The 25018-nt window shown below is 35.7% G+C and carries 30 protein-coding genes and 1 riboswitch; all 30 genes read left to right on the top strand.

Features of this window, described 5'->3' with window-relative positions; all coding sequences use genetic code 11:
• Positions 1–207 precede the first annotated feature (207 nt).
• Positions 208–447, top strand: coding sequence for a helix-turn-helix domain-containing protein (locus CD138_RS05160; protein ID WP_019168676.1), 240 nt, complete (start codon positions 208–210; stop codon positions 445–447).
• Entirely contained in the window at positions 425–685 is a 261-nt protein-coding gene (locus tag CD138_RS05155) for a hypothetical protein (RefSeq protein WP_019168677.1), read from the top strand. Before CD138_RS05160 ends, CD138_RS05155 begins: the two co-directional genes overlap by 23 nt.
• Positions 686–760: 75 nt before the next feature.
• Positions 761–913 (top strand): hypothetical protein, encoded by a 153-nt coding sequence (locus CD138_RS14140; RefSeq protein WP_019168678.1) that lies wholly within the window; start codon positions 761–763, stop codon positions 911–913.
• A gap of 3 nt (positions 914–916) precedes the next feature.
• The gene (locus CD138_RS05150) at positions 917–1558 is read left to right on the top strand and encodes a BRO-N domain-containing protein (RefSeq protein ID WP_019168679.1); all 642 of its coding nucleotides are present in this window, start codon (positions 917–919) and stop codon (positions 1556–1558) included.
• Positions 1559–1621: 63 nt separating this feature from the next.
• Positions 1622–1969 carry a hypothetical protein gene (locus tag CD138_RS05145; protein WP_019168680.1) on the top strand — a complete coding sequence of 116 codons (348 nt, stop codon included), beginning with the start codon at positions 1622–1624 and terminating at the stop codon, positions 1967–1969.
• 3 nt (positions 1970–1972) lie between these two features.
• On the top strand, positions 1973–2293 hold the full coding sequence (gene tscT / locus CD138_RS05140) for a type II toxin-antitoxin system toxin TscT (RefSeq protein WP_019168681.1): 321 nt from the start codon (positions 1973–1975) through the stop codon (positions 2291–2293).
• A gap of 14 nt (positions 2294–2307) precedes the next feature.
• Positions 2308–3177, top strand: a complete 870-nt coding sequence (locus CD138_RS05135; protein WP_019168682.1) for a primase alpha helix C-terminal domain-containing protein — start codon at positions 2308–2310, stop codon at positions 3175–3177.
• 4 nt (positions 3178–3181) lie between these two features.
• A complete protein-coding gene (locus tag CD138_RS05130; protein ID WP_019168683.1) occupies positions 3182–4852 on the top strand; it encodes a DUF927 domain-containing protein in 1671 nt (556 codons plus the stop codon).
• Positions 4853–5228: 376 nt separating this feature from the next.
• Complete coding sequence (locus CD138_RS05125; RefSeq protein WP_019168684.1) at positions 5229–5573, top strand: hypothetical protein; 345 nt, start codon at positions 5229–5231, stop codon at positions 5571–5573.
• A 173-nt stretch (positions 5574–5746) separates the two neighbouring features.
• Complete coding sequence (locus CD138_RS05120; protein ID WP_096638127.1) at positions 5747–6256, top strand: encapsidation protein CP3; 510 nt, start codon at positions 5747–5749, stop codon at positions 6254–6256.
• Between the two features lie 1977 nt (positions 6257–8233).
• Positions 8234–10273, top strand: coding sequence for a peptidoglycan D,D-transpeptidase FtsI family protein (locus CD138_RS05115; RefSeq protein ID WP_019168687.1), 2040 nt, complete (start codon positions 8234–8236; stop codon positions 10271–10273).
• A gap of 272 nt (positions 10274–10545) precedes the next feature.
• On the top strand, positions 10546–11505 hold the full coding sequence (locus CD138_RS05110) for a PstS family phosphate ABC transporter substrate-binding protein (protein ID WP_019168688.1): 960 nt from the start codon (positions 10546–10548) through the stop codon (positions 11503–11505).
• A gap of 118 nt (positions 11506–11623) precedes the next feature.
• Positions 11624–12550: a phosphate ABC transporter permease subunit PstC gene (gene pstC, locus CD138_RS05105; RefSeq protein ID WP_019168689.1), complete on the top strand. Its 927-nt coding sequence runs from the start codon at positions 11624–11626 to the stop codon at positions 12548–12550.
• A 2-nt stretch (positions 12551–12552) separates the two neighbouring features.
• A complete protein-coding gene (gene pstA / locus CD138_RS05100; protein ID WP_019168690.1) occupies positions 12553–13431 on the top strand; it encodes a phosphate ABC transporter permease PstA in 879 nt (292 codons plus the stop codon).
• A 17-nt stretch (positions 13432–13448) separates the two neighbouring features.
• Positions 13449–14291, top strand: coding sequence for a phosphate ABC transporter ATP-binding protein PstB (pstB, locus tag CD138_RS05095; protein ID WP_019168691.1), 843 nt, complete (start codon positions 13449–13451; stop codon positions 14289–14291).
• Between the two features lies 1 nt (position 14292).
• Positions 14293–14943, top strand: a complete 651-nt coding sequence (gene phoU / locus CD138_RS05090; RefSeq protein ID WP_019168692.1) for a phosphate signaling complex protein PhoU — start codon at positions 14293–14295, stop codon at positions 14941–14943.
• A gap of 56 nt (positions 14944–14999) precedes the next feature.
• Entirely contained in the window at positions 15000–15164 is a 165-nt protein-coding gene (gene rpmG, locus CD138_RS05085; protein WP_256726578.1) for a 50S ribosomal protein L33, read from the top strand.
• Between the two features lie 148 nt (positions 15165–15312).
• Complete coding sequence (locus tag CD138_RS05080) at positions 15313–15852, top strand: 5-formyltetrahydrofolate cyclo-ligase (protein WP_026066862.1); 540 nt, start codon at positions 15313–15315, stop codon at positions 15850–15852.
• Between the two features lie 17 nt (positions 15853–15869).
• Positions 15870–17309 carry a rhomboid family intramembrane serine protease gene (locus CD138_RS05075; RefSeq protein ID WP_019168694.1) on the top strand — a complete coding sequence of 480 codons (1440 nt, stop codon included), beginning with the start codon at positions 15870–15872 and terminating at the stop codon, positions 17307–17309.
• A 1-nt stretch (position 17310) separates the two neighbouring features.
• Complete coding sequence (locus CD138_RS05070) at positions 17311–17514, top strand: YqgQ family protein (protein ID WP_019168695.1); 204 nt, start codon at positions 17311–17313, stop codon at positions 17512–17514.
• Complete coding sequence (locus CD138_RS05065; RefSeq protein WP_019168696.1) at positions 17511–18497, top strand: ROK family glucokinase; 987 nt, start codon at positions 17511–17513, stop codon at positions 18495–18497. The genes CD138_RS05070 and CD138_RS05065 overlap by 4 nt, the downstream gene beginning before the upstream one ends.
• Entirely contained in the window at positions 18498–18809 is a 312-nt protein-coding gene (locus CD138_RS05060) for an MTH1187 family thiamine-binding protein (protein ID WP_019168697.1), read from the top strand.
• Positions 18810–18821: 12 nt separating this feature from the next.
• Positions 18822–19451 (top strand): MBL fold metallo-hydrolase, encoded by a 630-nt coding sequence (locus tag CD138_RS05055; RefSeq protein WP_019168698.1) that lies wholly within the window; start codon positions 18822–18824, stop codon positions 19449–19451.
• A 156-nt stretch (positions 19452–19607) separates the two neighbouring features.
• Entirely contained in the window at positions 19608–20582 is a 975-nt protein-coding gene (gene comGA, locus CD138_RS05050; RefSeq protein WP_019168699.1) for a competence type IV pilus ATPase ComGA, read from the top strand.
• Positions 20551–21618, top strand: a complete 1068-nt coding sequence (gene comGB, locus CD138_RS05045; protein WP_019168700.1) for a competence type IV pilus assembly protein ComGB — start codon at positions 20551–20553, stop codon at positions 21616–21618. The genes comGA and comGB overlap by 32 nt, the downstream gene beginning before the upstream one ends.
• A 12-nt stretch (positions 21619–21630) precedes the next feature.
• Positions 21631–21954 (top strand): competence type IV pilus major pilin ComGC, encoded by a 324-nt coding sequence (gene comGC / locus CD138_RS05040; protein ID WP_019168701.1) that lies wholly within the window; start codon positions 21631–21633, stop codon positions 21952–21954.
• Positions 21911–22372 carry a competence type IV pilus minor pilin ComGD gene (gene comGD / locus CD138_RS05035; RefSeq protein WP_244913366.1) on the top strand — a complete coding sequence of 154 codons (462 nt, stop codon included), beginning with the start codon at positions 21911–21913 and terminating at the stop codon, positions 22370–22372. The genes comGC and comGD overlap by 44 nt, the downstream gene beginning before the upstream one ends.
• Positions 22373–22582: 210 nt before the next feature.
• Positions 22583–23068 (top strand): competence type IV pilus minor pilin ComGF, encoded by a 486-nt coding sequence (locus tag CD138_RS05025; RefSeq protein ID WP_019168703.1) that lies wholly within the window; start codon positions 22583–22585, stop codon positions 23066–23068.
• 163 nt (positions 23069–23231) lie between these two features.
• Complete coding sequence (locus CD138_RS05020; protein WP_019168704.1) at positions 23232–23759, top strand: shikimate kinase; 528 nt, start codon at positions 23232–23234, stop codon at positions 23757–23759.
• A riboswitch (glycine riboswitch) is annotated at positions 23746–23841 on the top strand. (Overlaps the previous gene by 14 nt.)
• A 75-nt stretch (positions 23842–23916) precedes the next feature.
• On the top strand, positions 23917–25008 hold the full coding sequence (gene gcvT, locus CD138_RS05015; RefSeq protein ID WP_019168705.1) for a glycine cleavage system aminomethyltransferase GcvT: 1092 nt from the start codon (positions 23917–23919) through the stop codon (positions 25006–25008).
• The last annotated feature ends 10 nt before the right edge of the window (positions 25009–25018 follow it).

Raw genomic sequence — 25018 nt, 5'->3', positions numbered from 1 at the left:
GTAATTCAGCAAGTCTATTTCTAATCATTTTTTATTACCTCACTTAAAGATTTATATTCTTATATTCGTATAAATTAAAAAATAAGTCAATGAATAATAAACAAACGCACAAGAAAGTTGTCGTTTTTGTTGACGTATGTTCTACTTTGTGTTTTTATATAATTATCAAATGCACAGGAAAGTTGTCATTAGGGAAGGATTATTGTTATGAATATTCAAAGTAAAATCACTGAGCATAAGATGATATTGCTGAAAAAGGGTCTATCAGTAACAGACTATGCGAAAAATTTAGATATTAATATTTCTTATGCAAATCAAATAATTAACGGGAAAAGAAGCCCCTCGCCTAAGCTAGCTAAAAAAATGGCCGAATTTTTGGGGGTCGATATTGAAAAAATATTTATTTTAAGTGTGGTGAACAACTATGACGCAACTACTAAGCAATGAAGCCAGTCAGCACCTTGTAACTGAGATTGTGAGGATTGCAGAAGCAGTGGCATTAGAGAGGGCAAGACAGAATCAAAAGCGGTATCTTAATCAAAAAGAAGTGATGGAGGAATTTCAATGTACCCACCGTGATATAACACGATGGGAGATAGCCGGACTGAAAAAATTTAGGAAAGGTAAAAGCTGGATTTATGACAGACGAGACATTGAACAGGTATTGGAGAGCTTAAAGCAATAGTAAATCAACAACGCCCGCATGCGAGAGAGAGTCAAACAGTACCATGTTTTTTAGTCTTTAAAAGGTGGTGAGACCATGAGAGTAAAACGTATTGCATTGATGCTTTTGATTGCGTATTTCTTATTTACCACATTCGACTTTCATATAGCAGGCGCATTGTATATGTTCAGTGCCATTGTCGTGGTGTTAGAAGCGGAATATAAAGCTGTAACACAACAGGAGGGATAACAAGTGATTAAACAAATTTTTAACAAGAAAGAAATACGATTTGTCGAAAAAGACGGAGAGTATTGGGCGGTAGCTAGTGATGTAGCAAAGATTCTAGGGTTTAGAGACGCATTTAATGCTACAAAAAACTTACCCGAACATGTAAGAGGTACTCTTAAAGGTAGTACCACATCAGGTAAGAAGAAAGCTAGAAAATTTCAAGATTATACAGTAATCAATGAAAAAGGTATCTATCGCCTTGTAATGAGGTCTAACAAGCCCGAAGCATTGGACTTTCAAGATTGGATTTGTGATGTACTTGTTGAGTTACGACAAGCAACCGGTCTTAAAGGTTTTGAAGTGTTCCGCATGTTAGATAAGCAAAAACAAAAAGAAGCTATGGACAACTTGAAGAATGGCATTGAGGGCATTTCTCGAAATGATTATTTGAAAGCACAAACAATCAGTAACAAAGCGGTATCGAATGTATTTGGCTTTGCAAAGATGCTTAAAAAGCAAGATATGACAAGGGAAATGTTGGAATTAAGACAACAAATATTAGATGAAACTGTAGAGTTCATGATTTTTGTTAATAAATATAATCTTAATTTATCTATAAGTGACCATATTTATAACAAGTACACCAATAATCAGAAATTAGCATAGCCCTTGTGATGATGCTTGGAGCGGAATACAAAGCAGTAGCACATAAGTAAGGAGTGAATATAAATGGGATTGAGTCAGAGAAAGCATTTATACAAAGTGGTCAAAGTAATGGAAAAGGCCATTGTTGTGAAAAGTACTACAAGTTTTTATGAGCAGGCACTCAAGATGATTCATAAAGAGCTATTCAAAATTGTGTCCTATTTAAAGTTTGACAGTGAAGAATACGGAATCATTAATGAAGTTGTATGTACATTATATGATGTTATGAACGAAACGAAAGACATATACCATTACAACATTATAGATGACAAAGGTGAGCATAAGCATACAACAGACCGCAAAGGTCACATCATTGGAATACTGGAATGGGCATTGGACTATATTGTAGGAAATATTGAAGTGGAGGAATAGAAAATGAATTGGGAAATTAGAAATCTATTTAGTGAAATTGAAATAGTTAAAGAGAAAATCAATGATGCAGTTACTTCTTTTGGATGGTTTGAAGATGAATATTTTATACATGAACCTAGTCACGTGTTGAGTATGAACGAAGTGAAAATACATGGCTATAAATATCATGAACACCGTATTCAAATTGCGCAGTTATGCGACTTAATGCACATATATATTGAGCGACTCGACAAGCAAATTCAAGAGTTTAAAGAAATAGAAAAAGCGTCATCAGCGAAGTTTGGCGACAGAACTGATAACGCAAAAATAAACAATAATCGATAGAAAGGATTATCTATATGAATTATATCAAATATGAGATAAAAAACGATACTGAAAAGATAAAAATACAGCACTATAACAATTTAAGTGCAGATAGTTTTGAAAAAGAATATCACTTTTGTTGGAGCGAGTTTCTTAATTGGTTGAGCGTGAAGCGGATTGACCCTACTAACAAATATGCAAGGGGGTTAATGCTATGCGGTGAAGTGAAAACGGGTGAAAATGATAACGTCATTAAGCGTCGTAACAATGATAATGTGGTCAACAGAAACATGTTGGTGATTGATTATGATGAATTAGACAGTTCAATTGATTTTATCCAAACGATTTATGACCGTATCGGCAAACTTTCATACTGTATTTATTCAACTTACAACCACACACCCGAGAAACCACGTTATCGGCTCGTTATACCACTTTCAAGGCCGTTAGATAGTAAGTGTTACAAAAATGCTATTGCATTGTTTGGTGAGCATATAGGGCTTAAATACGATGAATCTTCAAAGGTTGCGTCACAAGTTCAAGCGTTGCCAGTTGTTAAGGATAAAGATAGCGAATTTATTTTTAAGGTGAACGATGCCCTCATACTTGATACAGATGAATTGTTGAAGAATGTTGACATTCAGAAAGATAAAGGGGGTACCGCTTCACCATTCAGAAAAAGAGACCCTTCACATTGGGAATCTATCGCAATGGGTGTGGGTGCAGGTGAACGTAATATCGTACTTACACAGCTCATTGGCTATCTGTTGCGCCGATATGTCGAGCCTAGTCTTGTATATGGGTTGGCGTATGGTTGGGCTAAGCAATGCACACCACCGATTGGAGATAAGGAGATTACAAAGACGTTTAAAAGTATTTATACAAAGCACACAAGAAAGGAGTGATTAAATGGCCGAGCTTCCTAATGACGTTATAGAGGTCATCAACAAAGAAGCACCTGCCGACATTATACCGACCAATTATAAAGTTGGCGACAATGGTTGGCTATATAAGGAAGTCGAGAAAGGTAAGGGAGATAATGTAAAAGTGATACCGGTGTTAATCACTTCAACAACGCCATACATTACCAAGAAATATAAAGACATTGAAACAGGTGAATTCACATATCAACTCAAGTTCAATAGTGCTGAAAAAGAAAACAAGCATACAGTATTGGCACGTGATTTAGCAGACGCTACACACATTATTAATTTGGCTGACAGGGGGTTTGATGTGAACACGACCAACCGTGTGGATTTAGTTAATTATATCAGCATGTATATGCGACTTAATCCATTGCCGATAACAAGAATTGTCACGCGTTTAGGTCATGTAGACCGATACTTTATTCACCCTTTAATTAAAGATGTTGAGCTAGCTATTTATGAACAAGGATACAAAAATATCGCAAAGGAATTTAAAACAAAAGGCACACTACAAGATTATGCGCAAAATGTATTTACTATTGTTTCAAACTCATACCCTGCCATGATGTTATTGTATGCGTCTTGTGGCTCGATACTATTGCATGATTTTGATGTCGAACCTTTTATCATTGATTTAAGCGGAGCAAGCTCACGAGGTAAAACAACAGCGTTAAAGGTCGCTAGCAGTGTGTGGGGAACATCTAATCTTATCGGTGAATGGAATACCACAAGGGTGAATATAGAACGTAAGTCCGCATTCTTGAACAGTTTTCCATTGCTATTAGATGATTCAAGAAAAGCCAACCCCTATATGTTACCTGATGTGATTTATCAATTTAGTGGTGGTCGTGAAAAAGGGCGTGGTAATAAGTCGAGTATAGACGTTGAACGGACATGGCAAAATATTATGATATCAACAGGTGAGACATCACTAGCAGATAATGGTAATGAAAAAGCTGGTATTGGTGCTAGAGTCATTACCTTGCAAGATAATCCGTTCAATAGTGATGTATCATTCACTGACTTATATAAGGGCATAAACAGCCAGTACGGGACGTTAGGTATAGCATTCATGAAACAATACCATGCAGATAAAGAGGCTTACTATCGTTCATTTAAAAGTCATGAGAAGCGTTTCATTGAAAAAGCAGAAAACAACGAAATTATGGCACGTATTGGACGTAATTTTGCTTTGTTACAAGTAACTGGTGAAATTATCAACGACATTGATGGTTTTGAACACGACCCCTATATCACGATAGACCAAGCATATAACAGCATGCTAGACACCAACAGGAATATTGATAAGCCTAAACAGTTGTTGGAGGAACTCTTACAGTATTTAGACGCTAACAGAAACAGCATTGAGGGTGATGGCTACCATGACGTAAGTTCAGGTGATGTTAAGGCTATATATAAACGTAATTTCTTATTGATAATGGGTGAAACATTAAAGCAATTTTTAGGTCACGAACTTCATAGCATTACAAAACAATGGAATGAACGTGGCTACCTAGTCACTGATAAAGAAAAGTTGACCAAAAGAGTAGGCCATAAAGGTAAAAAGCCACGAGGGTACGCAATTAAAAATACAATTATAAATGAATTGGATTATGACTTTAGTCAATACCATTCTGATTATGAAGATATATAGGTATGGTTCCCTGAGTTCCCTATCGGTTCCCTGTAAAATTTAATAATAGGGAACCGTACAAATACAGTCATATCAATGGCTTTAGGCTATTAGTTCCCTAAGTTCCCTATAATTTATAAACATATACCTATATAGAAAGTTACACATTTACTATATAGCTTTTATATACGTATATATAGGCTCGAAAAAAAACAGGGAACTTGGGGAACCATTTGGGTGAATCTATTGGGAGAGTAAGAGAGAAGCGGTTCCCGATGTGATTTAATGACAGGGAACTAAGAGGGAACCAACAGGGAACTACACATACAGTTATGCGATAAAAACACGAGGCTTTATGTTACAAAACTATCAAATATTAAAATAAGGAAGTGACAAAATGGGAGAAATAACAGAAAAGGTGCAAGAATTACCAGATGAACACCGCCAAGTACTCAATGTGATAATTAATGCACCGAACAAATATATTACTAAAGAAAAAATGCTTAATCAATTAGGATATGAAAAGACTTCAAGTAATGAACGTTGGATACGTCGCATTATAAGTGAATTGTCGACAATTTACGCTTATCCGATTGGTTGCAACTATTCATCTGACCGTAGAGGGTACTACATGATTACGACGCAGGAGGAAAAAGCGCAGGCAATCAAAAGTTTAACACGGTTAATTGAGGGCAGTATAAGACGGCGTGAAGCGGTTGAAAAACTAGTGATAAAAAAATAGGGCGCTTTGTTCTCCGCTTCTCCCCCACCAAAATATTTTTAAATGGATTAAAACTTTGGGAAACGGGGCAGGGGAATCTTCTCCCCACATTTATTGTGAATTTTTCATGTATGACCCCCTCCAATACCAAAACGGTACTTTGTTTTCAAATTATCATAAAAAAGGGTGAGCTAGTGAAACTGAAAAGAATTAATAAAACGCTTATTTATCGTGTGGCCAAAATAACAGAGTGGCAGCTACTCACTGACTTCAATCCTTTTTATGTAAGTGAGAAAATAGACGACATTAACGAATATATAGAATCAATGTACCACCTCAACACCTCAGTGGTTCATTATGATTCTACACATGGTATCTCACCCGCTTCATATCCTATCGATAAGCTAGCAGAACATATCATAGAACAAAAAGAGGCATTGAAGCGGTACAAGAGAAAGACCAGCCCGATGATTGCAATGTTTAATAAAGTGATTGCCACATACAGTCTTGAAGATAGAAAGCAAATCATTAAATATATGCGCACAGGAAGCAAATACAAAGCGTGTGGTGCGATTCAGAGGTTACAGGAAGATTTGTACCCGATTTATTATAAGTGGCGTGTAGCGTGCCAGAATAGGCGAAAATTGAAACGATTGGAAGATAGACGAACACGTGCCAGCAAGATTAAGCAATATAGTCATTAAGATATTACAAGTGTATTTATGGATACGCTTATTGTAGTCATAATATAAGTTTATGTGTGCTCTTTCCGTATTGTACGGTTAGAGCTTTTTTATTTGATTGGCTCGAATTTGAGCATATTAACTTATACGGTTATACATAGTGGTGAGACACAAGAGCTGACAGAGCGAATCGTTAAGTCAGGTCAATAATAAGCAAGATAAAAGGGGTCGGTAAAATACAGATAGCATAATTCTGTACCTACTCAAAAATGAGTATCTCCAGTGTTATTTTACTACAAACTACTACATATCTGTCAGAGCTTTATAAACGCCGATAGAAGCACGATAACGTAAAAAGGATAAATATACCATTATATTTTATTTAGATGCCTAAAATGGACGTGATTTAAACGAATTTGAAAGGTTTGGAGCAAATATAATATGTGTAGGTTGGTACTCAGTAATATGTGACTGTTGAAGAATGATGAAGCGGTAGAGTTTATGAGGGGTGAAGCTCTTTAAAATATTAAGAAATACTAAGGTCTCAAGGTAGTAAGGGGGGAACGATTCGTTCCGTCGTGTTTCGTGACGATAGACAATCCAAAATTGGATAGTCAAAAAAGACTAACCAATTCATTTCTACCCGATGCACTAAGTTGGTGCATTCTCAGAACGCAATTTCACGTTTTGCTACATACCAGCACATTTAATATTCTTTAATTTTGAGATGATTTAAAAAGTATGCTTTAAACAGGCAAAAGTAATAAACATGATGATTGAGATGCAAATAACCTATAAGCAGACTGCTAAACAATTAAAGTTTACAAAACCCAAATTTGGGGGCTGCAAAATTACACAACTCAAATTTGAGCCCTGACCTAAGTACCCTAATTGAGTACGCAGAATTCAATTTTAAGGCGTGTAAAAGTGTATGGTCAAAAAAGGGCGCGTACTATTATCCTAAAATGCCTAACAGCTAATATAAGCAACACACATATTTACCTACGTGGTCAATTTGGCTACACAGGTGACAGCATACTGTTAGATAAGTGAATATGTGTTTAAAAATAACAAGGTTATACAAAGGTATGGTGACAATATACGTTGGATAAGTGGTTGCATATTAAGTACAAAGTCAAAAAAGACTACATATTTTGGTTTCTTAATAGTCGGAAATGAATATAGAGTTATTCAAAAATGAGCAATAGCTTTTTATTACAGCAAAGTGGGCCTTGAATTGGGGCGTCCTTTGTTATTCCCCACATTTGGGGGAAATAAAAAACACACAGCGTATTTTTATGGCAAGTTAAAACGTGCTGGCGAATGTTTACCGTTTCAAAATAGTGAGTTCTAAACTATCATTCCCAACATAATGGGAAAGGGATAGAAAGCCTCAAGGTGGTTTGTATAAGGTGATGGGGGCGTAAATCACGACGTCATGCGTAGGCTACACCAACCATATTGCTATTGTGTCAATGTGGATATTAAATAAAGGGAAATATTTAAGAAAATGAGTGTGCGCCGTTCTATCCGGTTATTCACCTCACGCCTGTCATTTTATGCGGGGGTCTGTGAGTTACCTACCACACTTGGACAAGTAGACAAAAGTGTCTTGTTGTGATTGTTAAGATATGCGATGTATTCACAAGCGAAACCCTAGCAAAACTTAGCATAAAAAATGCATAATAAAAGAGTATCTCTTAAAGCGATACCCTGAAAATTATCACACGTGCGGACGTTTTTTGAATACGTTTTGAATACGTTATTTTTTAAATGATGGTACTTAATAGCATTAATCAGTTTATAAAAACAGCGATATATCAAGGTTTATAATACGTTGAAAACTGTTGAAAATATCATTCTTCACTCTGCTACGCCATTGGTTGTCGTAATGGATACGATAAATATTTTTTGATGGATTCATCACAAAACATTAGCAAAAACGATGTATTTCATATATCATTTTAAGGAGAATGATGTGAATAGAGGTCGGTTGTATTGTTAAAACGATTAAAAGAAAAAACAAATGACGAAAAAATGCGTCATCATATGAATAAACGGATTAACTTTATATTTGCAATCATTATTTTTGCATTTGTTGCGATTGTATTAAGGCTCGGTTATTTACAAATCGCTCAAGGTTCACAATATAATCAAATGATACGGGAAAGCGAAAATGTGACTGTAAATGAATCTGTGCCAAGAGGACGGATTTTAGATAGAAACGGCAATGTGATTGTAGACAACGCATCAAAAAAATCCATTACATATACGCGTGGTAAAAATACAAATCAACAAGAAATACTTAACACAGCGAAGAATCTCTCAAAATTAATTAAAATGGATACAAGTAAAATCACTGAGCGCGATAAAAAGGACTTTTGGATTCTAAAACATCCAGATGAAGCAAAAGATTTAATGAAAAAAGAACAGCAACTGTATGAAAATGGCGATATCTCTCAAGAAGACTATGACCAACAGTTGCTTACAAAAATATCCGATCAACAACTCGACAGTCTATCTAAAAAAGACCTACAAATATTGGCGATTTATCGTGAAATGATGCAAGGTTCGACATTAAGTCCAAGAACGATTAAAAAAGATAAAGTGACGGATGAAGAATACGCATCAGTTTCTCAAAAATTGGCGGATTTACCCGGAATTAATACGGAGATGGATTGGGATAGAAAATATCCGTACGGTCATACATTAAGAGGTATTTTAGGTAGTGTATCGACACCAGAAGAAGGTTTACCGAAAGAACTGACTGACGATTATCTTTCAAAAGGCTATTCACGAAATGATCGTGTCGGCAAAAGTTACCTCGAATTACAATATGAAAATGTGCTGCGTGGTAAAAAGAAAGAAATGCGCTATACAACAGATAAGTCTGGTGCAATTATTGATTCGGAAGTTGTAAACGAAGGTTCTCGTGGGGACGATTTAGTGCTCACAATTGATATTAAACTTCAACAAAAAGCAGAAGAATACCTAGAATCACAAATCAAAAAGTTGCGTTCTGAAGGTGCACAGGATATGGATTCCGCAATGATGGTCGTACAAGATCCTAAAAACGGCGATATATTAGCGATGGTCGGTAAAAAGATTGAAAAAGACGGTACATTAACTGACTATGACATCGGAACCTTTACATCACAATATGCAGTGGGATCCTCAGTCAAAGGGGCAACACTTCTTGCAGGTTACCAAAATGATGTCATTCATGTTGGTGATCAAATGGTAGACGAACCTTTAACATTTAAAGGCGGATTAACTAAACGATCATATTTCAATAAAAATGGACAAAAATTAATTGACGATAAACAAGCGTTAATGCATTCTTCAAACGTATATATGTTTAAAACTGCATTGAAGCTTGCTGGTCTTGAATATCAACCGCATATGTCATTGCCTACAGATGTGACTGTACCAGGACAAAAATTGCGTAAAGGATTAAACCAAGTGGGCCTCGGTGTGAAAACAGGTATCGACTTACCTAATGAAGTCAGTGGTCAAATTGAATCTTTAAAAGACAATCCTGGTAATTATCTCGATTTGGCGATCGGTCAATACGATACTTATACACCATTACAACTGTCGCAATATGTTTCAACCATTGCAAATAATGGTTATCGTATTCAACCTCATATCGGAAAAGAGATTCATAAAGCAACTAGCGATGATACATTAGGACCTGTCAAACATAAAATTAATGGGCGCGTACTTAACCGTGTAAATAATACGTCTGAAGAAATTAAAGAAGTTCAAAAAGGCTTTGATATGGCGTTTAACAAACCACAAGGGACCGGTTATGTGAGCTTTAATAAAACAAAAGTACGCACAGCAGGTAAAACCGGAACAGCCGAAGTATTTCAAGATGGTGAACCACGTGTTAACTCAACATATATCGGATACGCACCAGCTGATGATCCGGAGTTAGCCTTCTCCATCGTTTATACAAACCAACCTGTGCCTGAACCTTGGCTCAACGGGGGAGATTTAGGACGCGACGTCATCAACTATTATTTTGATAAATAAATCACATCTCAATCACTGCATTGGTAAGACAGGGCTAGAACCTAAAATGATTCTAGCTCTGTTTTTTTACACCTCTCAATCACTTCAATATTTGAATCTCATCATTCTTGACACCTTCAAAACAATCGATATGACCAAATTGAATTAAACATACAAAAATATATCAAACAATAAATTAACGTAAACTTTACACTTCGTTCATTCCTAATTAATAAAACATTTGTATCCTTAAGTTGTAATCAAATCGAAGTTAATTCTAGGAGGATGTTTCAATGAAAAGATGGCAAACACTGGGCGGTACACTGATTGGTGCTTCATTAGTTTTAGGTGCATGTGGTGGTGCATCTCAACAAAGTAGTGATCAAGGTGATACAAAAAGTTCTAACGTTGAGGGAACAGTAAAAGGGAACGGTTCATCAACAGTAGCCCCAATCATTGAAAAATTGAACGAAGACTTTTCTTCAAGTCATGATAAAGCAACAGTAGAAAACGTGACTTCAGGTACAGGAGACGGTTTCAAACAATTTATTGCGGGTAAAACTGACTTCTCAAATGCATCACGTCCAATTAAAGATGAAGAAAAATCACAATTGAAAGATAAAGGCATCGATTATACAGAATTCAAAGTCGCGCAAGATGGTTTAACGATTGCAGTCAATAAAGACAATGATTTCCTTAAAGAGATTTCATTAGAAGATTTGAAAAAGATTTATTCTGGAGAAGCTAAGAAGTGGTCAGATGTTGATGCTGATTACCCTGACAAACCCATTAAAGCATTCTCCCCAGACCAATCACACGGAACATATGATTTCTTTACCGAAGAAGTCATGAATGATGAAGATATTCAAGCAGAGAAAAACCAAAACACTGACGTCATTGTGAAGTCTGTTCAAGATAACAAAGAAGGTATCGGCTTCTTCGCTTACAATTTCTATAAAGAAAACGAAGATAGTTTAAAAGCGGTAAAAGTGAAAGGCGATGATGGTAAAGCCATTGGACCTGAGCAAAAAACAATTCAAGATGGTTCTTACCCACTAAGCAGACCATTATTCATTTATGCAAACAATGAAAAACTTAAAAACAATGATGCATTTGCTGAATTTATGAAATTTACATTAGAAGATAAAGGTAAAGCTGCTGAAGCAAAAGGTGTGGATTATGTTGCATTACCTGAAAAAGATTATGATGAGCAACTCAAAAAATTAGAAGAGATTACAGGCGAAGATAAATAATAATCTCACATACTGACTACAATGATTCAATAATGACATTATAAGTATTCGTGTTCGGGGTTGAGTATTATCGCTACCAGATAATACTTCAACCCTTTTTAGAAAAGGAGTTAGTAAGATGAAATCACAAAATAACATTCGAGCGCTCATTCAAAAAAAGAGTAATGCAGGCTCATCGCTGAGTGCTAAAGTAATGCCAATCGTTTTAGCTATTATAGCTGCTATATCAATTTTGACGACACTAGGTATTGTCATCACGTTGCTCACCGAAACCATTACTTTTTTCACTCGTGTGCCGATATCTCAATTTTTCCTTGAAACAGAATGGAATCCTTTTAGCGCAACTCCTAAATACGGCATTTGGGCACTCATTATCGGTACTTTAAAGATTACTTTAATCGCGACAATTTTTGCAGTGCCAGTCGGTTTAGGTGCAGCCATCTATTTAAGTGAATATGCTTCCAAAAGAACGCGTAAAATCATTAAACCTATTTTAGAAGTTTTAGCTGGTATTCCAACGATTGTTTATGGCTTTTTTGCACTGACTTTAGTGACGCCTGTACTGAGAACTATGTTTCCAGGTATCGGTAGTTTTAATGCGATCAGCCCTGGTTTAGTTGTAGGTGTGATGATTATTCCAATGATAGCAAGTATGAGTGAAGATGCGATGTCTTCTGTTCCTCAAAAAATTCGTGAAGGTGCATTGGGTCTCGGATCTACCAAGCTAGAAATGGTGTTTAAAGTGGTGATACCTGCAGCAACATCAGGGATCATGGCTTCGATTGTATTAGCTATTTCACGTGCCATTGGTGAAACGATGATTGTATCGTTAGCAGCAGGCTCAAGCCCATCGTTTGATTTGTCTTTCTCACATTCTATTCAAACAATGACAGCCTACATTGTGCAAGTTTCACAAGGGGATGCAACTAATGGTTCTGATCTTTATTACAGTATTTACGCAGTTGGTTTTACATTATTTATTTTCACATTAGTCATGAACTTTATTTCACAATGGATTACTAAACGTTTCAGGGAGGAGTATTAATCATGAATTTAGTCGATCAAAAAAATGTTGAAGCTCAACTCTCTGGCCGTTTGACTAAAAACAAAGTATTTAAAACGATTTTCTTTATTTGTACATTATTAGGATTAATTGTTTTAGCCATTCTTATTGCTGATATTTTAAGAAAAGGGATACCAGTCATGAGTACTGACTTTTTTACAAACTTTTCTTCATCATCAGCAAGTTCAGCTGGGGTAAAAGGTGCTTTAATTGGTACATTGTGGCTTATGATGACCTTAATTCCTATCGCGCTCGTTTTAGGTGTTGGCAGTGCCATTTACTTAGAAGAATACGCAAAAGACAATGCCTTTACGAAATTCATTCGTGTGAACATTTCGAATCTAGCTTCGGTGCCATCGATCGTATATGGATTATTGGGTGCGACGATTTTTGTTGCATTATTACAATTAGGGAATTCGATTATCGCTGCTGCACTCACGCTTGCATTGCTTATTTTACCTGTCATTATCGTCGCAAGCCAAGAAGCGATTCGCTCTGTACCACAATCAGTAAAAGAAGCCTCATATGGTTTAGGTGCGAATAAATGGCAAACGATACAACAAGTCGTGTTACCTGCAGCAATTCCCGGCATCATTACAGGTGTGATTTTAGCTATTTCTCGTGCTATTGGTGAAACAGCACCATTAGTTGCGATTGGTATCCCGACGATTTTATTACGCACACCAAATAGTATATTAGATTCATTCCAGACATTGCCTTTACAAATTTATGATTGGGCACGTAAACCTGGCATTGATTTCCAAGCATTATCGTCAGCTGCGATTATTGTATTACTGGCTATTCTACTTATATTAAATACGATTGCGGTCATTATTCGAAATAAATATTCTAAAAAGTATTAAGGAAATGAGGGTTTTTCATGTCAGAAATTCAAACATTAGAAAGAAAAACTGATATCGTGAATCAAAAGCAACAAAATCATATTCAATTACAAACTGAACAAAGTAAAAATATCGTCTATTCAACTCAAAACTTAGATTTATGGTATGGTGAACAACATTCGTTAAAAAATATCAACTTAGATATCTATGAAAAGAATGTAACAGCCATTATTGGGCCGTCTGGTTCTGGTAAATCAACATATGTTAAAGCACTCAATCGTATGGTAGAATTGGTACCCTCTGTGAAAACATCAGGTAAAATTTACTATAGAGAACAAAATATTTTCGATAAACGTTATCCAGTAGAAAAATTACGTACACAAGTTGGTATGGTCTTCCAACAACCGAATCCATTTCCAAAGTCCATTTACGATAATATCACGTACGGTCCACGTATTCATGGTATTAAAGACAAAAAAATATTAGATGAAATTGTTGAAAAGTCACTTAAAGGGGCAGCAATTTGGGATGAATTGAAGGATCGACTCAACCAAAATGCATATAGTTTATCAGGTGGCCAACAACAACGTATCTGTATTGCGCGTTGTTTAGCAATTGAGCCTGATGTGATTTTAATGGATGAACCTACATCAGCTCTTGATCCAATTTCGACATTAAAAGTAGAAGAATTAATTCAAGATTTAAAGAAAGATTATTCCATTATCATTGTCACACACAATATGCAACAAGCCGCACGTGTGTCCGACAAAACTGCCTTTTTCTTAAATGGCTATGTCAATGAATATGATGACACGGATAAGATTTTCTCAAATCCTTCTGATAAGCAAACAGAAGATTATATTTCGGGGCGTTTCGGATAATATGACAGTCATTAGAAAACGTTATGAAGGTCAACTTAATGAATTGCTTAAAGATTTACGTGTGCTGGGGTTACACACGTACAGTACGATTCAAAAATCTATAAAAGTGTTATCAGATGAAAATATTACACATGCACGACAAATCGTGAAAAACGATAGAACAATTAATCAAATGGAATATGATATCAACGAAAAGGTCGTCATGCTTATTACACGACAACAACCCATTGCGAAAGATTTAAGAATGATGATTGCGACACTTAAAATTGCTTCCGAGTTTGAACGTATTGCGGATAATGCCGCAAATATTGCTAAAATAAGAACACGTGTGCAAATTACAGATCGCTATATCATGACACGATTAGAAACTATGGGCGCATTAGCATTGTTGATGCTTAAAGATTTGTATGATGCTACAAGAAACAAAGACCTAGAACTCGTTAAAGAAATTATCGAAAGAGACATCGACATTGATGATTTATATAAACAAATCATTAATACGAGTTATTTAATTGATAATGATCCCTTTGTGGCTGGGCAAGCACATCTTGTAGCACGATACCTAGAACGTATAGGGGACCACGTCGTCAATATCGCAGAACAATTGTATTATTTTATTACAGGCGATCGCTACGAATCTTATACGAAATAACGCTTCCCAATTTTCATTTAAAATGGTATGATAATAAGGTCGTATTTTAATGATAGATGAGGAGGGTTAATATGCGCGTAAACGTTACTTTAGCATGTACAGATTGTGGAGATCGTAACTACATCACTACTAAAAACAAACGTACTAATCCTGAACGTATTGAAATGAAAAAATTCTGTGCACGTGAAAACAAACAAACATTACACCGCGAAACAAAATAATTGTTTCAATCTTGGGCTAGGACATTGTGTTCTAGCCATTTTTTATATTTATCATTCAAAAATCTGTACCGAGATACGAGAAGATCTTTTCATGACATAGCGCCGAATGCACGATATAATAGGGTGAGATGTGAGGAGTGAAGATGAAATGACTAAAAAAGCATTACGTCAAGCGACATTACAAAAAATGAAAATGCTTCAAACCGAGCAAAAGAAAAAAGCAGATCGTTGGTTATTTGAACAACTCATACAGCATCCTAAATACCAACAGGCAAAACATCTAGGACTCGTATTATCAATGTCGCATGAAGTTGAAACTGATCCGATTATTCGGCATGCAATAAAGGAAGGCAAACAAGTTTATGTGCCAACTACAGATTATGAACAAAAAGCAATGGTATTCCAACAGTTCACAACATTCGATCAGTTAGCAACAGACGACAAAGGAATTCGCTATATTCAAGTTGAGAGTCCAGTGAAAAATAATTTGGATTTAGTGATTGTTCCTGGTGTTGTATTTAATAATGAAGGGTATCGTATTGGTTATGGCGGCGGTTATTTTGATCGTTATCTTTCAACTTATGAACCGACCAATTTAAGTCTCATTTATGACATACAACTCAGCGAAATAGCGAACATCGAACCTCACGATTATCCTGTGTCAGAACTCATAATTGCTAAGACATAAAAGACTGGAGGTAACACATGTTTGAAGAAAAACATTTATGGCAAACAAGTTTTCTATGGATGCGTTATTTGAACTATGATTGCGTTCATTATGAAAAAGATAAAAATGAAGTTTGGCTTGCACATGCAAAAAAACAACATGTGGTTATTTTTAAGCAAGGCGCATTCACTACTCAAGAACTTGATTTTGACAAAGATCGAATTGTAGAACATCAACAACAAATCGCTGAGTTCTTAGGGTATAGTATTAAGCGTTATGATGTTTATGTGTTCACTGATAAGGCGTTTAATCCAGTGAATTTTAACGTGCATGAACCACTTCAAGTGCAATTCCATAGTATTCATAATTCGAAAACACTTCATAACATCACGACACATCCAATCATCAAACGAAAATTAGGTCAAAAAAACTCAAAATCATTAAAAGAATATCAAAAGCGAGTGCTTAATCAAAATATCGTCGAAAAAGCCATGTATCGCTTCACGCCGATAACGTACGTACTTGTTGCAATCAATGTACTCATTTGGCTGGTTGTCACTTGGTTTACACCACATCACACAGATTATGAAATTATTAATTTAGGCGCGCTTGCTCATTTTAATGTCGTCCATGGCGAATGGTACCGACTTGTGACATCGATGTTTTTACATATTGATTTTCAACATTTATTATTAAACATGTTGTCGCTCTTTATCTTTGGGAAACTCCTTGAAGCATTTATAGGGTCTTTAAAAATGCTTGGTACTTATTTATTATCAGGCATAATTGGTAACTTGATCTCACTCGCTTTAATTACAACGAGTTTTTCATTAGGTGCAAGTGGTGCAATATTTGGCTTAATGGGTGGTTTAGTCGCGCTCATGATAATAAGTCGACGTTTTGACCAAAAAGTCATCTTACAAATGGTCATTGCTGTCGTTGTCATGGCGTCTTTAACACTTCTGGTTCAAAACGTGAACGTCGTTGCCCATTTAGGAGGACTATTTGGTGGTGTGCTTGTCGTTTATTTAGGCTATTATTTTAAGCAAAAGCGTCAATATTTTTATATTTTACTCGGTATTTCAATCGTAATACTGATACTGACTTGCATTAAAATCTTTATGACATCCGATACAAATATTTATAATCAAATTATTCAACAAGAAATGCATGATGGGCAATATACCGAAGCTAAAAATATGATTAAACAAACTTATCAAAATGGGTATGCAGATGATGTGACTTATTATTTATCAGGTATTATTATTGCTACGAAAGACTCTAAAGCTGAAGCAATGGCCGAATGGGAGCGAGGACTTAAATATTTCCCCAATTCCCCAACACTAAATTATCGTATGGCCATTGCCAATCGCTCATTAGGAGATGATAAGCAAGCCAAATCATATATCCAGAAAGCATTAAAAGCGAGCCCGAATAATCAAGATTATCAGAATTTGAAAAAAGAACTGGATGATTAATATGCAAACACAACTTAAGACGTTTTATGATGTACTCCAACTATTAAAAAAATTTGGCTTTATTATTTATTTCGATAACAAGGGTGATATGTTAGAAATGATTGAACAAGAAATTCAAACATTATATCGCCATGAATTAATCACTAAAGACGAATTTGTCCAATCTAAATTATTAATTAATCAAAGAAGGATGAATAGAGAATGAACAAACATTTAATTTTAGCTGCTGATATTGGTGGCACGACATGTAAATTAGGAATTTTTGATCAATCATTAACACAATTATCGAAGTGGTCAATCGAAACAGATATTTCAGATCCGACAGGTTTCGGATTACTCAAACAAATCTATGATGCATTTGTTGATGAAATGGCACGTAACAACTATGATATGAACCAGGTTATTGGAATGGGTATTGGTGTTCCAGGTCCCGTTAAATTCGAATCTGGTGTGGTGAATGGTGCGGTGAATTTAAACTGGCCACAACCTGTTAACGTTTCAGAAATTATGCAAGAATTTGTGTCATTTCCGGTGTATGTCGATAATGATGCTAACGTTGCGGCATTAGGTGAAAAACATAATGGTGCTGGTAAAGACGCAGATGACGTCGTTGCGATTACACTTGGCACAGGCTTAGGCGGTGGCATCATCGCTAATGGTGAAATCGTTCATGGTCATAACGGGTCAGGTGCTGAACTTGGACATTTTCGTGTTGATCACGATCAACGTTTTAAATGTAATTGTGGTAAATTTGGATGTATCGAAACAGTTGCTTCTGCGACAGGTGTGATGAATTTAGTTCATTTTTACTATCCGAAGCTCACTTTCAAATCTTCAATTTTACCACTTATAAAAGAACACAAAGTGACAGCTAAAGCCGTGTTCGATGCGGCAAAAGCAGGTGATCAATTCTGTATTTTCATCACAGAACGTGTCGCACAATATGTTGCTTATCTTGCAAGTATCATTAGCGTAACGACCAACCCTAAATACATTATTTTAGGTGGCGGTATGTCAGATGCAGGCGATATTTTAATTGAAAACATTAAAACAGAGTATTATCATCTTGCATTTACACCTTCACAACAAGGGACCGAAATTGTACGCGCTGAATTAGGTAACGATGCAGGTATCGTAGGGGCTGCTGGGCTCATTAAAACTTATATTATTGAGAAGGAGCGTATTTAAATGGCAATTGTTGATGTAGTAGTGATTCCCGTTGGCACAGAAGGACCTAGTGTCAGCCAATACATTGCAGAAATTCAAACAAAATTAGAAGAATACAAGCAAGAAGGTAAAATCGATTATCAACTGACACCGATGAATACATTAATTGAAGGGGACTTAAAAGATTTGTTTGAAGTCATTCAAGCTATTCACGAATTACCGTTCAATAAAGGGCTCGATCGTGTATGTACAAACATTCGCATTGACGACCGTCGTGATAAACAACGTAAAATGAATGATAAATTAGATTCAGTCAAAAAACATTTGAAATAATGAGGGTGACATATGAATATTTCTTATCTTACTTTAGGATTTGTTAATACAAACACTTACTTTGTGGAAAATGATACAGAGATGATTTTGATTGATCCAGCAGGCGCCATCGATAAAATTGATGAAAAAATTAAGCAGTCTGAAAAGCAATTGATTGCCATACTTTTAACACATGCCCATTTTGATCATATTGCTGCATTAGACGATGTGCTCAAAAGATACGATGTGCCTGTTTATATGCATGCTGAAGAGTTTTCATTTTTAACAGATCCACAAAAAAATGGATCAGCGAAATTTACAGATTACGGTCTTCCTATTATTACAAGCCAAGCAGAACCACGTGCACTTGATGAAGGGACACATCAAATTGGTCAATTCCATATTCAAACCATGCATACACCAGGGCATTCACCCGGTAGTTTGACTTATGTGTTTGATGAATTTGCTGTAGTAGGTGACACATTATTTAATAACGGTATTGGACGGACAGATTTATACAAAGGGGACTACGAAACTTTAGTCGACTCTATTAAAGATAAATTGTTTAGTTTAGACGAACAGTTACCGTTATACCCAGGTCATGGAACTTCGACAACAGTTGAAGACGAATATATGAATCCGTATTTAGACGGTCAAGGTTAACTATAAGCGCAGAAGAAAGTGTCAGTTTAAACTTTTCTTCTGCGCTTTATATAATGATAGCAATATGGGGTCACTACCAAAATTTAACGATATTTTTTACTACAAGACAAGTAATTTCCTCACCTCCTGCGTGTATAAATGCAAGAGGTGATTTTTATGCAACTACTTTTAGATCATGTTATACAATTTGCCCTTCAAAATGAGGCATCGGACATTCATTTCATCCCGTCACAAGCTCAAGTCGAAGTTAAACTCAGAGTCAAAGATCAACTTGTATTATATGACACACTTAATTTAGAAACGTATCAAAAATTGTTAACATTATTGAAATATCAAGCTGGATTAGATATTTCAACACGACACAAAGCACAGAGCGGTCGCTACATCTATGAACATAAAGACTTATATTACTTAAGGGTATCCACGTTACCTTTGAATTTAGGAACCGAAAGTTGCGTCATTCGTATTACACCCCAATATTTTCAAAATGCAAAGGCTCACAGTGTATTAGACATTAAATCGAATATGGAGAAAAAGCAAGGTTTAATTCTGTTTAGTGGTCCAACAGGTGCAGGAAAAAGTACTTTAATGTATCAAATGGTTGTTTATGCTAAACAAAAATTAAACCTTAATATCATCACCATTGAAGATCCCGTGGAGCAGCTTGTCAATGGCATTACACAAATCTCTGTTAATGAAAAGGCTGATATCACATATGGCTCGTCATTAAAAGCAATTCTTCGCTGTGACCCTGACGTGATCCTTATTGGAGAAATTAGAGACAGTCACATTGCAAGAGATGTGATTCAAGCGAGTTTAAGTGGTCATTTAGTGTTATCCACGATTCATGCGAATGATTGTCAAGGTGTACTCTTAAGGCTGATAGAAATGGGTCTTTCACATCAAGATTTATCTCAGTCGATCAATCTCATCATTAATCAAAGGCTCATTACTACAAAAAATGACCAGCGACAGCTCGTCTATGAAACGATGGATCAACAAGAGATTCAATATTTTCTAAATCATAATTTTCAACTTCCAAATGCTTTTACAAGTCTTACTGATAAGCTTCAACTTCTGAATAAAGAGGGGGTCATAGATGAAAAGATTTTACGAAAGTATACGAATTAAACGCACTTTAAGACAATTGAATGCGCAACACTTACTCATCATGGAGCGCCTCTATCAATTATTATTACATGGTTTTACTTTTGCCGAAGCAATGATGTTTATTTATGAACAACTCAATATTCAACATGCAACATTTGAAAATCAACTCAATGAAAAATTAAAAAGAGGGGCCAATTGTTATGATATTTTCCGTATGTTTGGTTATCCTGAAACGATTTTGATGCAACTCTATTTTGCTGAACGTTATGGCTCACTACCTGAAACGTTAAAATTGTGTCATCAATTTTATACCAAAAATCGAAACCTCAAAAAACAGTTGATTAAAACCATCCAATATCCTATTGTACTCATGTTAATCTTTCTCGCACTGATTGTGACTTTGAACCAAACGGTCATGCAACAGTTTGACCAAATGTATGAAACGATGCAATTGAAACAATCATCATTGCAATATTTTGTTAAGATGTTCATACAAAACTTTCCAGCACTCTTTTTAATCCTATTACTTATCATCAGTACAACTTACTATATTGTCAAAATACGCTTAAAACACCTCCCAATCCAACGCCAAGTTCATTTTTTAACCCATCTTCCAATATTCAAAAGATATTATAAACGCTTTACAACTTATCACATGACGAATCAATTTGTATTATTTTTTAGAAACGGTATTACACTCAACGATATTGTTAAGATTTATTTGAATCAAGAAGCCAATGTATTCTTACAATATGTCGGACAAACATTGAAAACACACCTCCAACAAGGCGAATCATTTTCACATATTTTGATGCAATTAGACTGTTTTGAATCTCAATTGATCAGCTATATTAAGCAGGGTGAAAAACGAGATAAATTGGATATTGAGCAGGAAGTATATAGCATCTTCTTATTAGACCGTATAGAAGCAATGATTTACCACCACATTAAATGGATTCAGCCCATCATGTTCACGTTCATCGGTATTTTAGTATTGTCAGTCTATTTAATTATGATGCTACCCGTTTTTGAAATGATGCAAGCGATTAAAGAATAGGAGTGAATAACAATGATTCAACAACTTAAATCAAAATTCAAGCAAAAGAAAGGTTTTACCTTAATAGAAATGCTACTCGTTCTCTTAATAATTAGTGTGCTATTGATACTTATCATCCCTAATATTGCTAAACAATCAGACCATATTCAAAAAACAGGTTGTGCCGCGCAGTTAAAAATGGTTGATAGTCAAATAGAAGCCTATGCACTAAAGTTTAACCATAAACCAAATACGATTGATGACTTAGTTCGTGAAGGTTATATAAAAGAAAGCCAAAAAACATGTAAATCAGGTGAAGATATTACTATCAGAGATGGCGAAGCAGTTGCGTCGTGAAGGTTTTACACTGATTGAGATGTTGTTAGTCTTGACCATTGTTTCAGTTATGATTTCACTATCTATTGCATATCCACAATTGAATTTAATTCAAAACACTACGGATTATGAGATTAAAAAATTAACTAGTGAGATTGACTACTACCAAGCCTATGCGATTCAGAGTCCCGCACCTGTCATGCTGCTCTTTCGTCCTAACCGAAACGATATTAAGATAGAAACGATCAATCCTCATCGTGTGACAACCATTCCACTTACGCCACTTCATTTGAAAATGACTTCAAACCTTCATGCACTCATTTTTGATAAGGACGGGAAAGCAAATCAATTTGGCACATTACACTTTGAACATCAGCAACGTGCCTTTTCCCTCATTTTCCACATTGAACAAGGGAGGTACCGGATATCATATCAATAGTAAAAAAGCTAAAAGTAAGCGCAGGATTTGTTTTTATCGAAAGCCTCTTTGCAATGTTTCTGCTAAGTATGATTGTCTTTCAACTTATCCCAATGACACACCAAATGGTTAAAACGTATCATGAAACAGTAGAAGATTCAGTATTAAAGCGTACATTATTTGAAGTCATTCAACATCAAATTCCAGAAAAGAAATTGACGGTGTCTCATTATGAAATTATTCCGACAGCTCATCAATTATGTATACGAAACTATCAAACTACACAAAAATATTGTTATCGAAAAGCAAGGCTTCACACTCATTGAGAGCCTTATCGCACTGTTCATTCAAATCACCATCGTATTACTTATCCCTTTAATCATAATGAGTTTAGGGCAATTCAAAGCGACAGTATTTGACGATCGAACGTATGATATTGAACTGATGGTTAAGGACATCTCGAATTCACTGCACTCGGAAAATGTCAAAGCACAGGTTATCAGAAAGAAAGAACTTGAGATACATGATGATTACAGTGAGGTGAACTATAAATTACGAAATCAAAAAATGATAAAGACGGTTGGACATAAAGGGAACATTACGATGTGCAATCACGTTCTAGATGTTTACTTTGAAAAAATAGCACATGACTTTATTGTCATGAAAATAACTTATCAAGAAGGGACTACAACACATGAAAAAGAGGTTTTATTGTAGACACGGCTTTACTTTACCATTATTATTCATCATTTTAGCTGCGTATTTTACTTTTATCTCTTTTTATTTATTGATATATAGTCTAAAATTACAAACTATAGATGCGCTATCAGATTACTATACGTATCAAATAGCGCGAATTATCGACAAAGGTGAGTAATATATGAATTCAAATAGCGATACACCACTTATTTTTATCGGATTTATGGGTGCTGGTAAAAGTACTATTGCGCAGTCATTAGCTGAAGCAGAGCAATGTTCATTTATTGACTTAGATACATTTATTGAAACTGAAACACAAAAATCAATCCCACAAATTTTTGATGAAGAAGGAGAAGCGGGTTTTAGACAACATGAATATCAATGTTTAAAAAAAGCGATGCAATCCTATGACATCATTGCGGTCGGTGGCGGTATTCTGACACATGATCCCACGTATCAATTGATTAAAGATTCTGAAGTGAAAGCGATATGGGTCGACGCACCTATGGAAACACTCTATGAAAGAGTTAAAGACGATCCCCATCGACCTAATGCGAATAAAAAAAGTTTCGAATCTTTAAAACACTTGTATTCTACGCGCATTTCAAGATATAATGAAATCGCATTCATTAAGGTTTCATCTGCAATACCATTGTCAGAAACGCTTAATGAACTTAAAATTAAATTGTCTGCGAATGATCAATATTAGAGAGTATGGGTACGACTCATCACCGAAGGAGCAAGTAATTATGGATTACGAATCTCTCAGGTAAAAGGATAATATTGTGACGCATTCCTGAAGGCATCTCAACAGGGGAGTATGAATGTACTCCCCTGTTTTTTATTACACATTAGGAGGGGACTACATGTCAGAAGAACTAAAGAAAACGCCGCTTTACCAACATTACGTTGATGCAGGGGCTAAAATTGTTGAATTTGGTGGTTGGGCGATGCCAGTTCAATTCTCAAGTATTAAAGAGGAACACAATGCTGTACGTAGCAACGTTGGTTTATTCGATGTGAGCCACATGGGGGAAATTCACATTGAAGGTCCAGAAGCCCCACAACTTGTTCAATATGTACTTTCTAACGATACAAATCAACTAACTTTATCAAAGGCGCAATACACTGCTTTATGTAATGAAGAGGGTGGTGTCATTGATGATTTAGTCATTTATCAGCTTGGAGAAACGCAATATTTATTAGTTGTTAATGCTGCCAACGTCGATAAAGATTATGAATGGATTGTACAACATAGTGATCGTTTTGATGCTACTGTAACAAATGTATCAGATCAATATGGTCAACTGGCATTACAAGGTCCAAATGCAAGACAAATCATTCAAGACAATACTTCTGAAGATGTCAGTGAAATGGGTATGTTTGAATTTAAACAAAATGTCGAAATCTTCGGTAAAAATGTAATCCTCTCACAATCTGGTTATACAGGTGAAGATGGCTTTGAAATTTATTGTGACAGTCAAGATGTAACTGCAATATGGGATGCACTTTTATCAAAAGGTGTAACACCATGTGGCTTGGGTGCACGTGATACATTACGTTTAGAAGCCGGATTACCTCTTCATGGACAAGATTTATCTGAGTCCATCACACCATATGAAGGTGGTATCGCTTTTGCAGCTAAACCATTAATAGAGGAAGATTTTATCGGTAAATCTGTACTTAAATCACAAAAAGAAAATGGCGCACCAAGACGTACAGTAGGACTTCGCATGATTGATAAGGGCATTCCTAGAACTGGATATACGATTTTTGATGTAGATGGCAACGAAATTGGAGAAGTGACTTCGGGTACACAATCACCTTCTACAGGTCAAGCTATCGGTATGGGTATCATTCAGCGCGATGCATTTGAAATGGGAAAAGAAGTTGTTGTACAAGTAAGAAAACGTCAAGTTAAAGCACAAATTGTTAAAAAGAATCAAATCGAAAAATAGGGAGTGAATA

Origin of the sequence: Staphylococcus intermedius NCTC 11048, assembly GCF_002902385.1 — a bacterium.
Lineage (GTDB): Bacteria > Bacillota > Bacilli > Staphylococcales > Staphylococcaceae > Staphylococcus > Staphylococcus intermedius.
Note: the sequence above shows the minus strand (reverse complement) of the source record. Positions and strands in the feature narration are given on the sequence as shown.

Coding starts and splice junctions, on each gene's coding strand:
- CD138_RS05065 (WP_019168696.1), top strand. CDS start 17,511: ATGAACAAACATTTAATTTTAGCTGCTGATATTGGTGGCACGACATGT.
- CD138_RS05125 (WP_019168684.1), top strand. CDS start 5,229: ATGGGAGAAATAACAGAAAAGGTGCAAGAATTACCAGATGAACACCGC.
- CD138_RS05110 (WP_019168688.1), top strand. CDS start 10,546: ATGAAAAGATGGCAAACACTGGGCGGTACACTGATTGGTGCTTCATTA.
- tscT (WP_019168681.1), top strand. CDS start 1,973: ATGAATTGGGAAATTAGAAATCTATTTAGTGAAATTGAAATAGTTAAA.
- CD138_RS05020 (WP_019168704.1), top strand. CDS start 23,232: ATGAATTCAAATAGCGATACACCACTTATTTTTATCGGATTTATGGGT.
- gcvT (WP_019168705.1), top strand. CDS start 23,917: ATGTCAGAAGAACTAAAGAAAACGCCGCTTTACCAACATTACGTTGAT.
- CD138_RS14140 (WP_019168678.1), top strand. CDS start 761: ATGAGAGTAAAACGTATTGCATTGATGCTTTTGATTGCGTATTTCTTA.
- CD138_RS05055 (WP_019168698.1), top strand. CDS start 18,822: ATGAATATTTCTTATCTTACTTTAGGATTTGTTAATACAAACACTTAC.
- pstA (WP_019168690.1), top strand. CDS start 12,553: ATGAATTTAGTCGATCAAAAAAATGTTGAAGCTCAACTCTCTGGCCGT.
- CD138_RS05155 (WP_019168677.1), top strand. CDS start 425: ATGACGCAACTACTAAGCAATGAAGCCAGTCAGCACCTTGTAACTGAG.
- CD138_RS05075 (WP_019168694.1), top strand. CDS start 15,870: ATGTTTGAAGAAAAACATTTATGGCAAACAAGTTTTCTATGGATGCGT.
- CD138_RS05135 (WP_019168682.1), top strand. CDS start 2,308: ATGAATTATATCAAATATGAGATAAAAAACGATACTGAAAAGATAAAA.
- CD138_RS05025 (WP_019168703.1), top strand. CDS start 22,583: ATGAAATTATTCCGACAGCTCATCAATTATGTATACGAAACTATCAAA.
- pstB (WP_019168691.1), top strand. CDS start 13,449: ATGTCAGAAATTCAAACATTAGAAAGAAAAACTGATATCGTGAATCAA.
- comGC (WP_019168701.1), top strand. CDS start 21,631: ATGATTCAACAACTTAAATCAAAATTCAAGCAAAAGAAAGGTTTTACC.
- CD138_RS05080 (WP_026066862.1), top strand. CDS start 15,313: ATGACTAAAAAAGCATTACGTCAAGCGACATTACAAAAAATGAAAATG.
- pstC (WP_019168689.1), top strand. CDS start 11,624: ATGAAATCACAAAATAACATTCGAGCGCTCATTCAAAAAAAGAGTAAT.
- CD138_RS05060 (WP_019168697.1), top strand. CDS start 18,498: ATGGCAATTGTTGATGTAGTAGTGATTCCCGTTGGCACAGAAGGACCT.
- CD138_RS05070 (WP_019168695.1), top strand. CDS start 17,311: ATGCAAACACAACTTAAGACGTTTTATGATGTACTCCAACTATTAAAA.
- CD138_RS05160 (WP_019168676.1), top strand. CDS start 208: ATGAATATTCAAAGTAAAATCACTGAGCATAAGATGATATTGCTGAAA.
- phoU (WP_019168692.1), top strand. CDS start 14,293: ATGACAGTCATTAGAAAACGTTATGAAGGTCAACTTAATGAATTGCTT.
- CD138_RS05130 (WP_019168683.1), top strand. CDS start 3,182: ATGGCCGAGCTTCCTAATGACGTTATAGAGGTCATCAACAAAGAAGCA.
- comGA (WP_019168699.1), top strand. CDS start 19,608: ATGCAACTACTTTTAGATCATGTTATACAATTTGCCCTTCAAAATGAG.
- rpmG (WP_256726578.1), top strand. CDS start 15,000: ATGAGGAGGGTTAATATGCGCGTAAACGTTACTTTAGCATGTACAGAT.
- comGB (WP_019168700.1), top strand. CDS start 20,551: ATGAAAAGATTTTACGAAAGTATACGAATTAAACGCACTTTAAGACAA.
- CD138_RS05145 (WP_019168680.1), top strand. CDS start 1,622: ATGGGATTGAGTCAGAGAAAGCATTTATACAAAGTGGTCAAAGTAATG.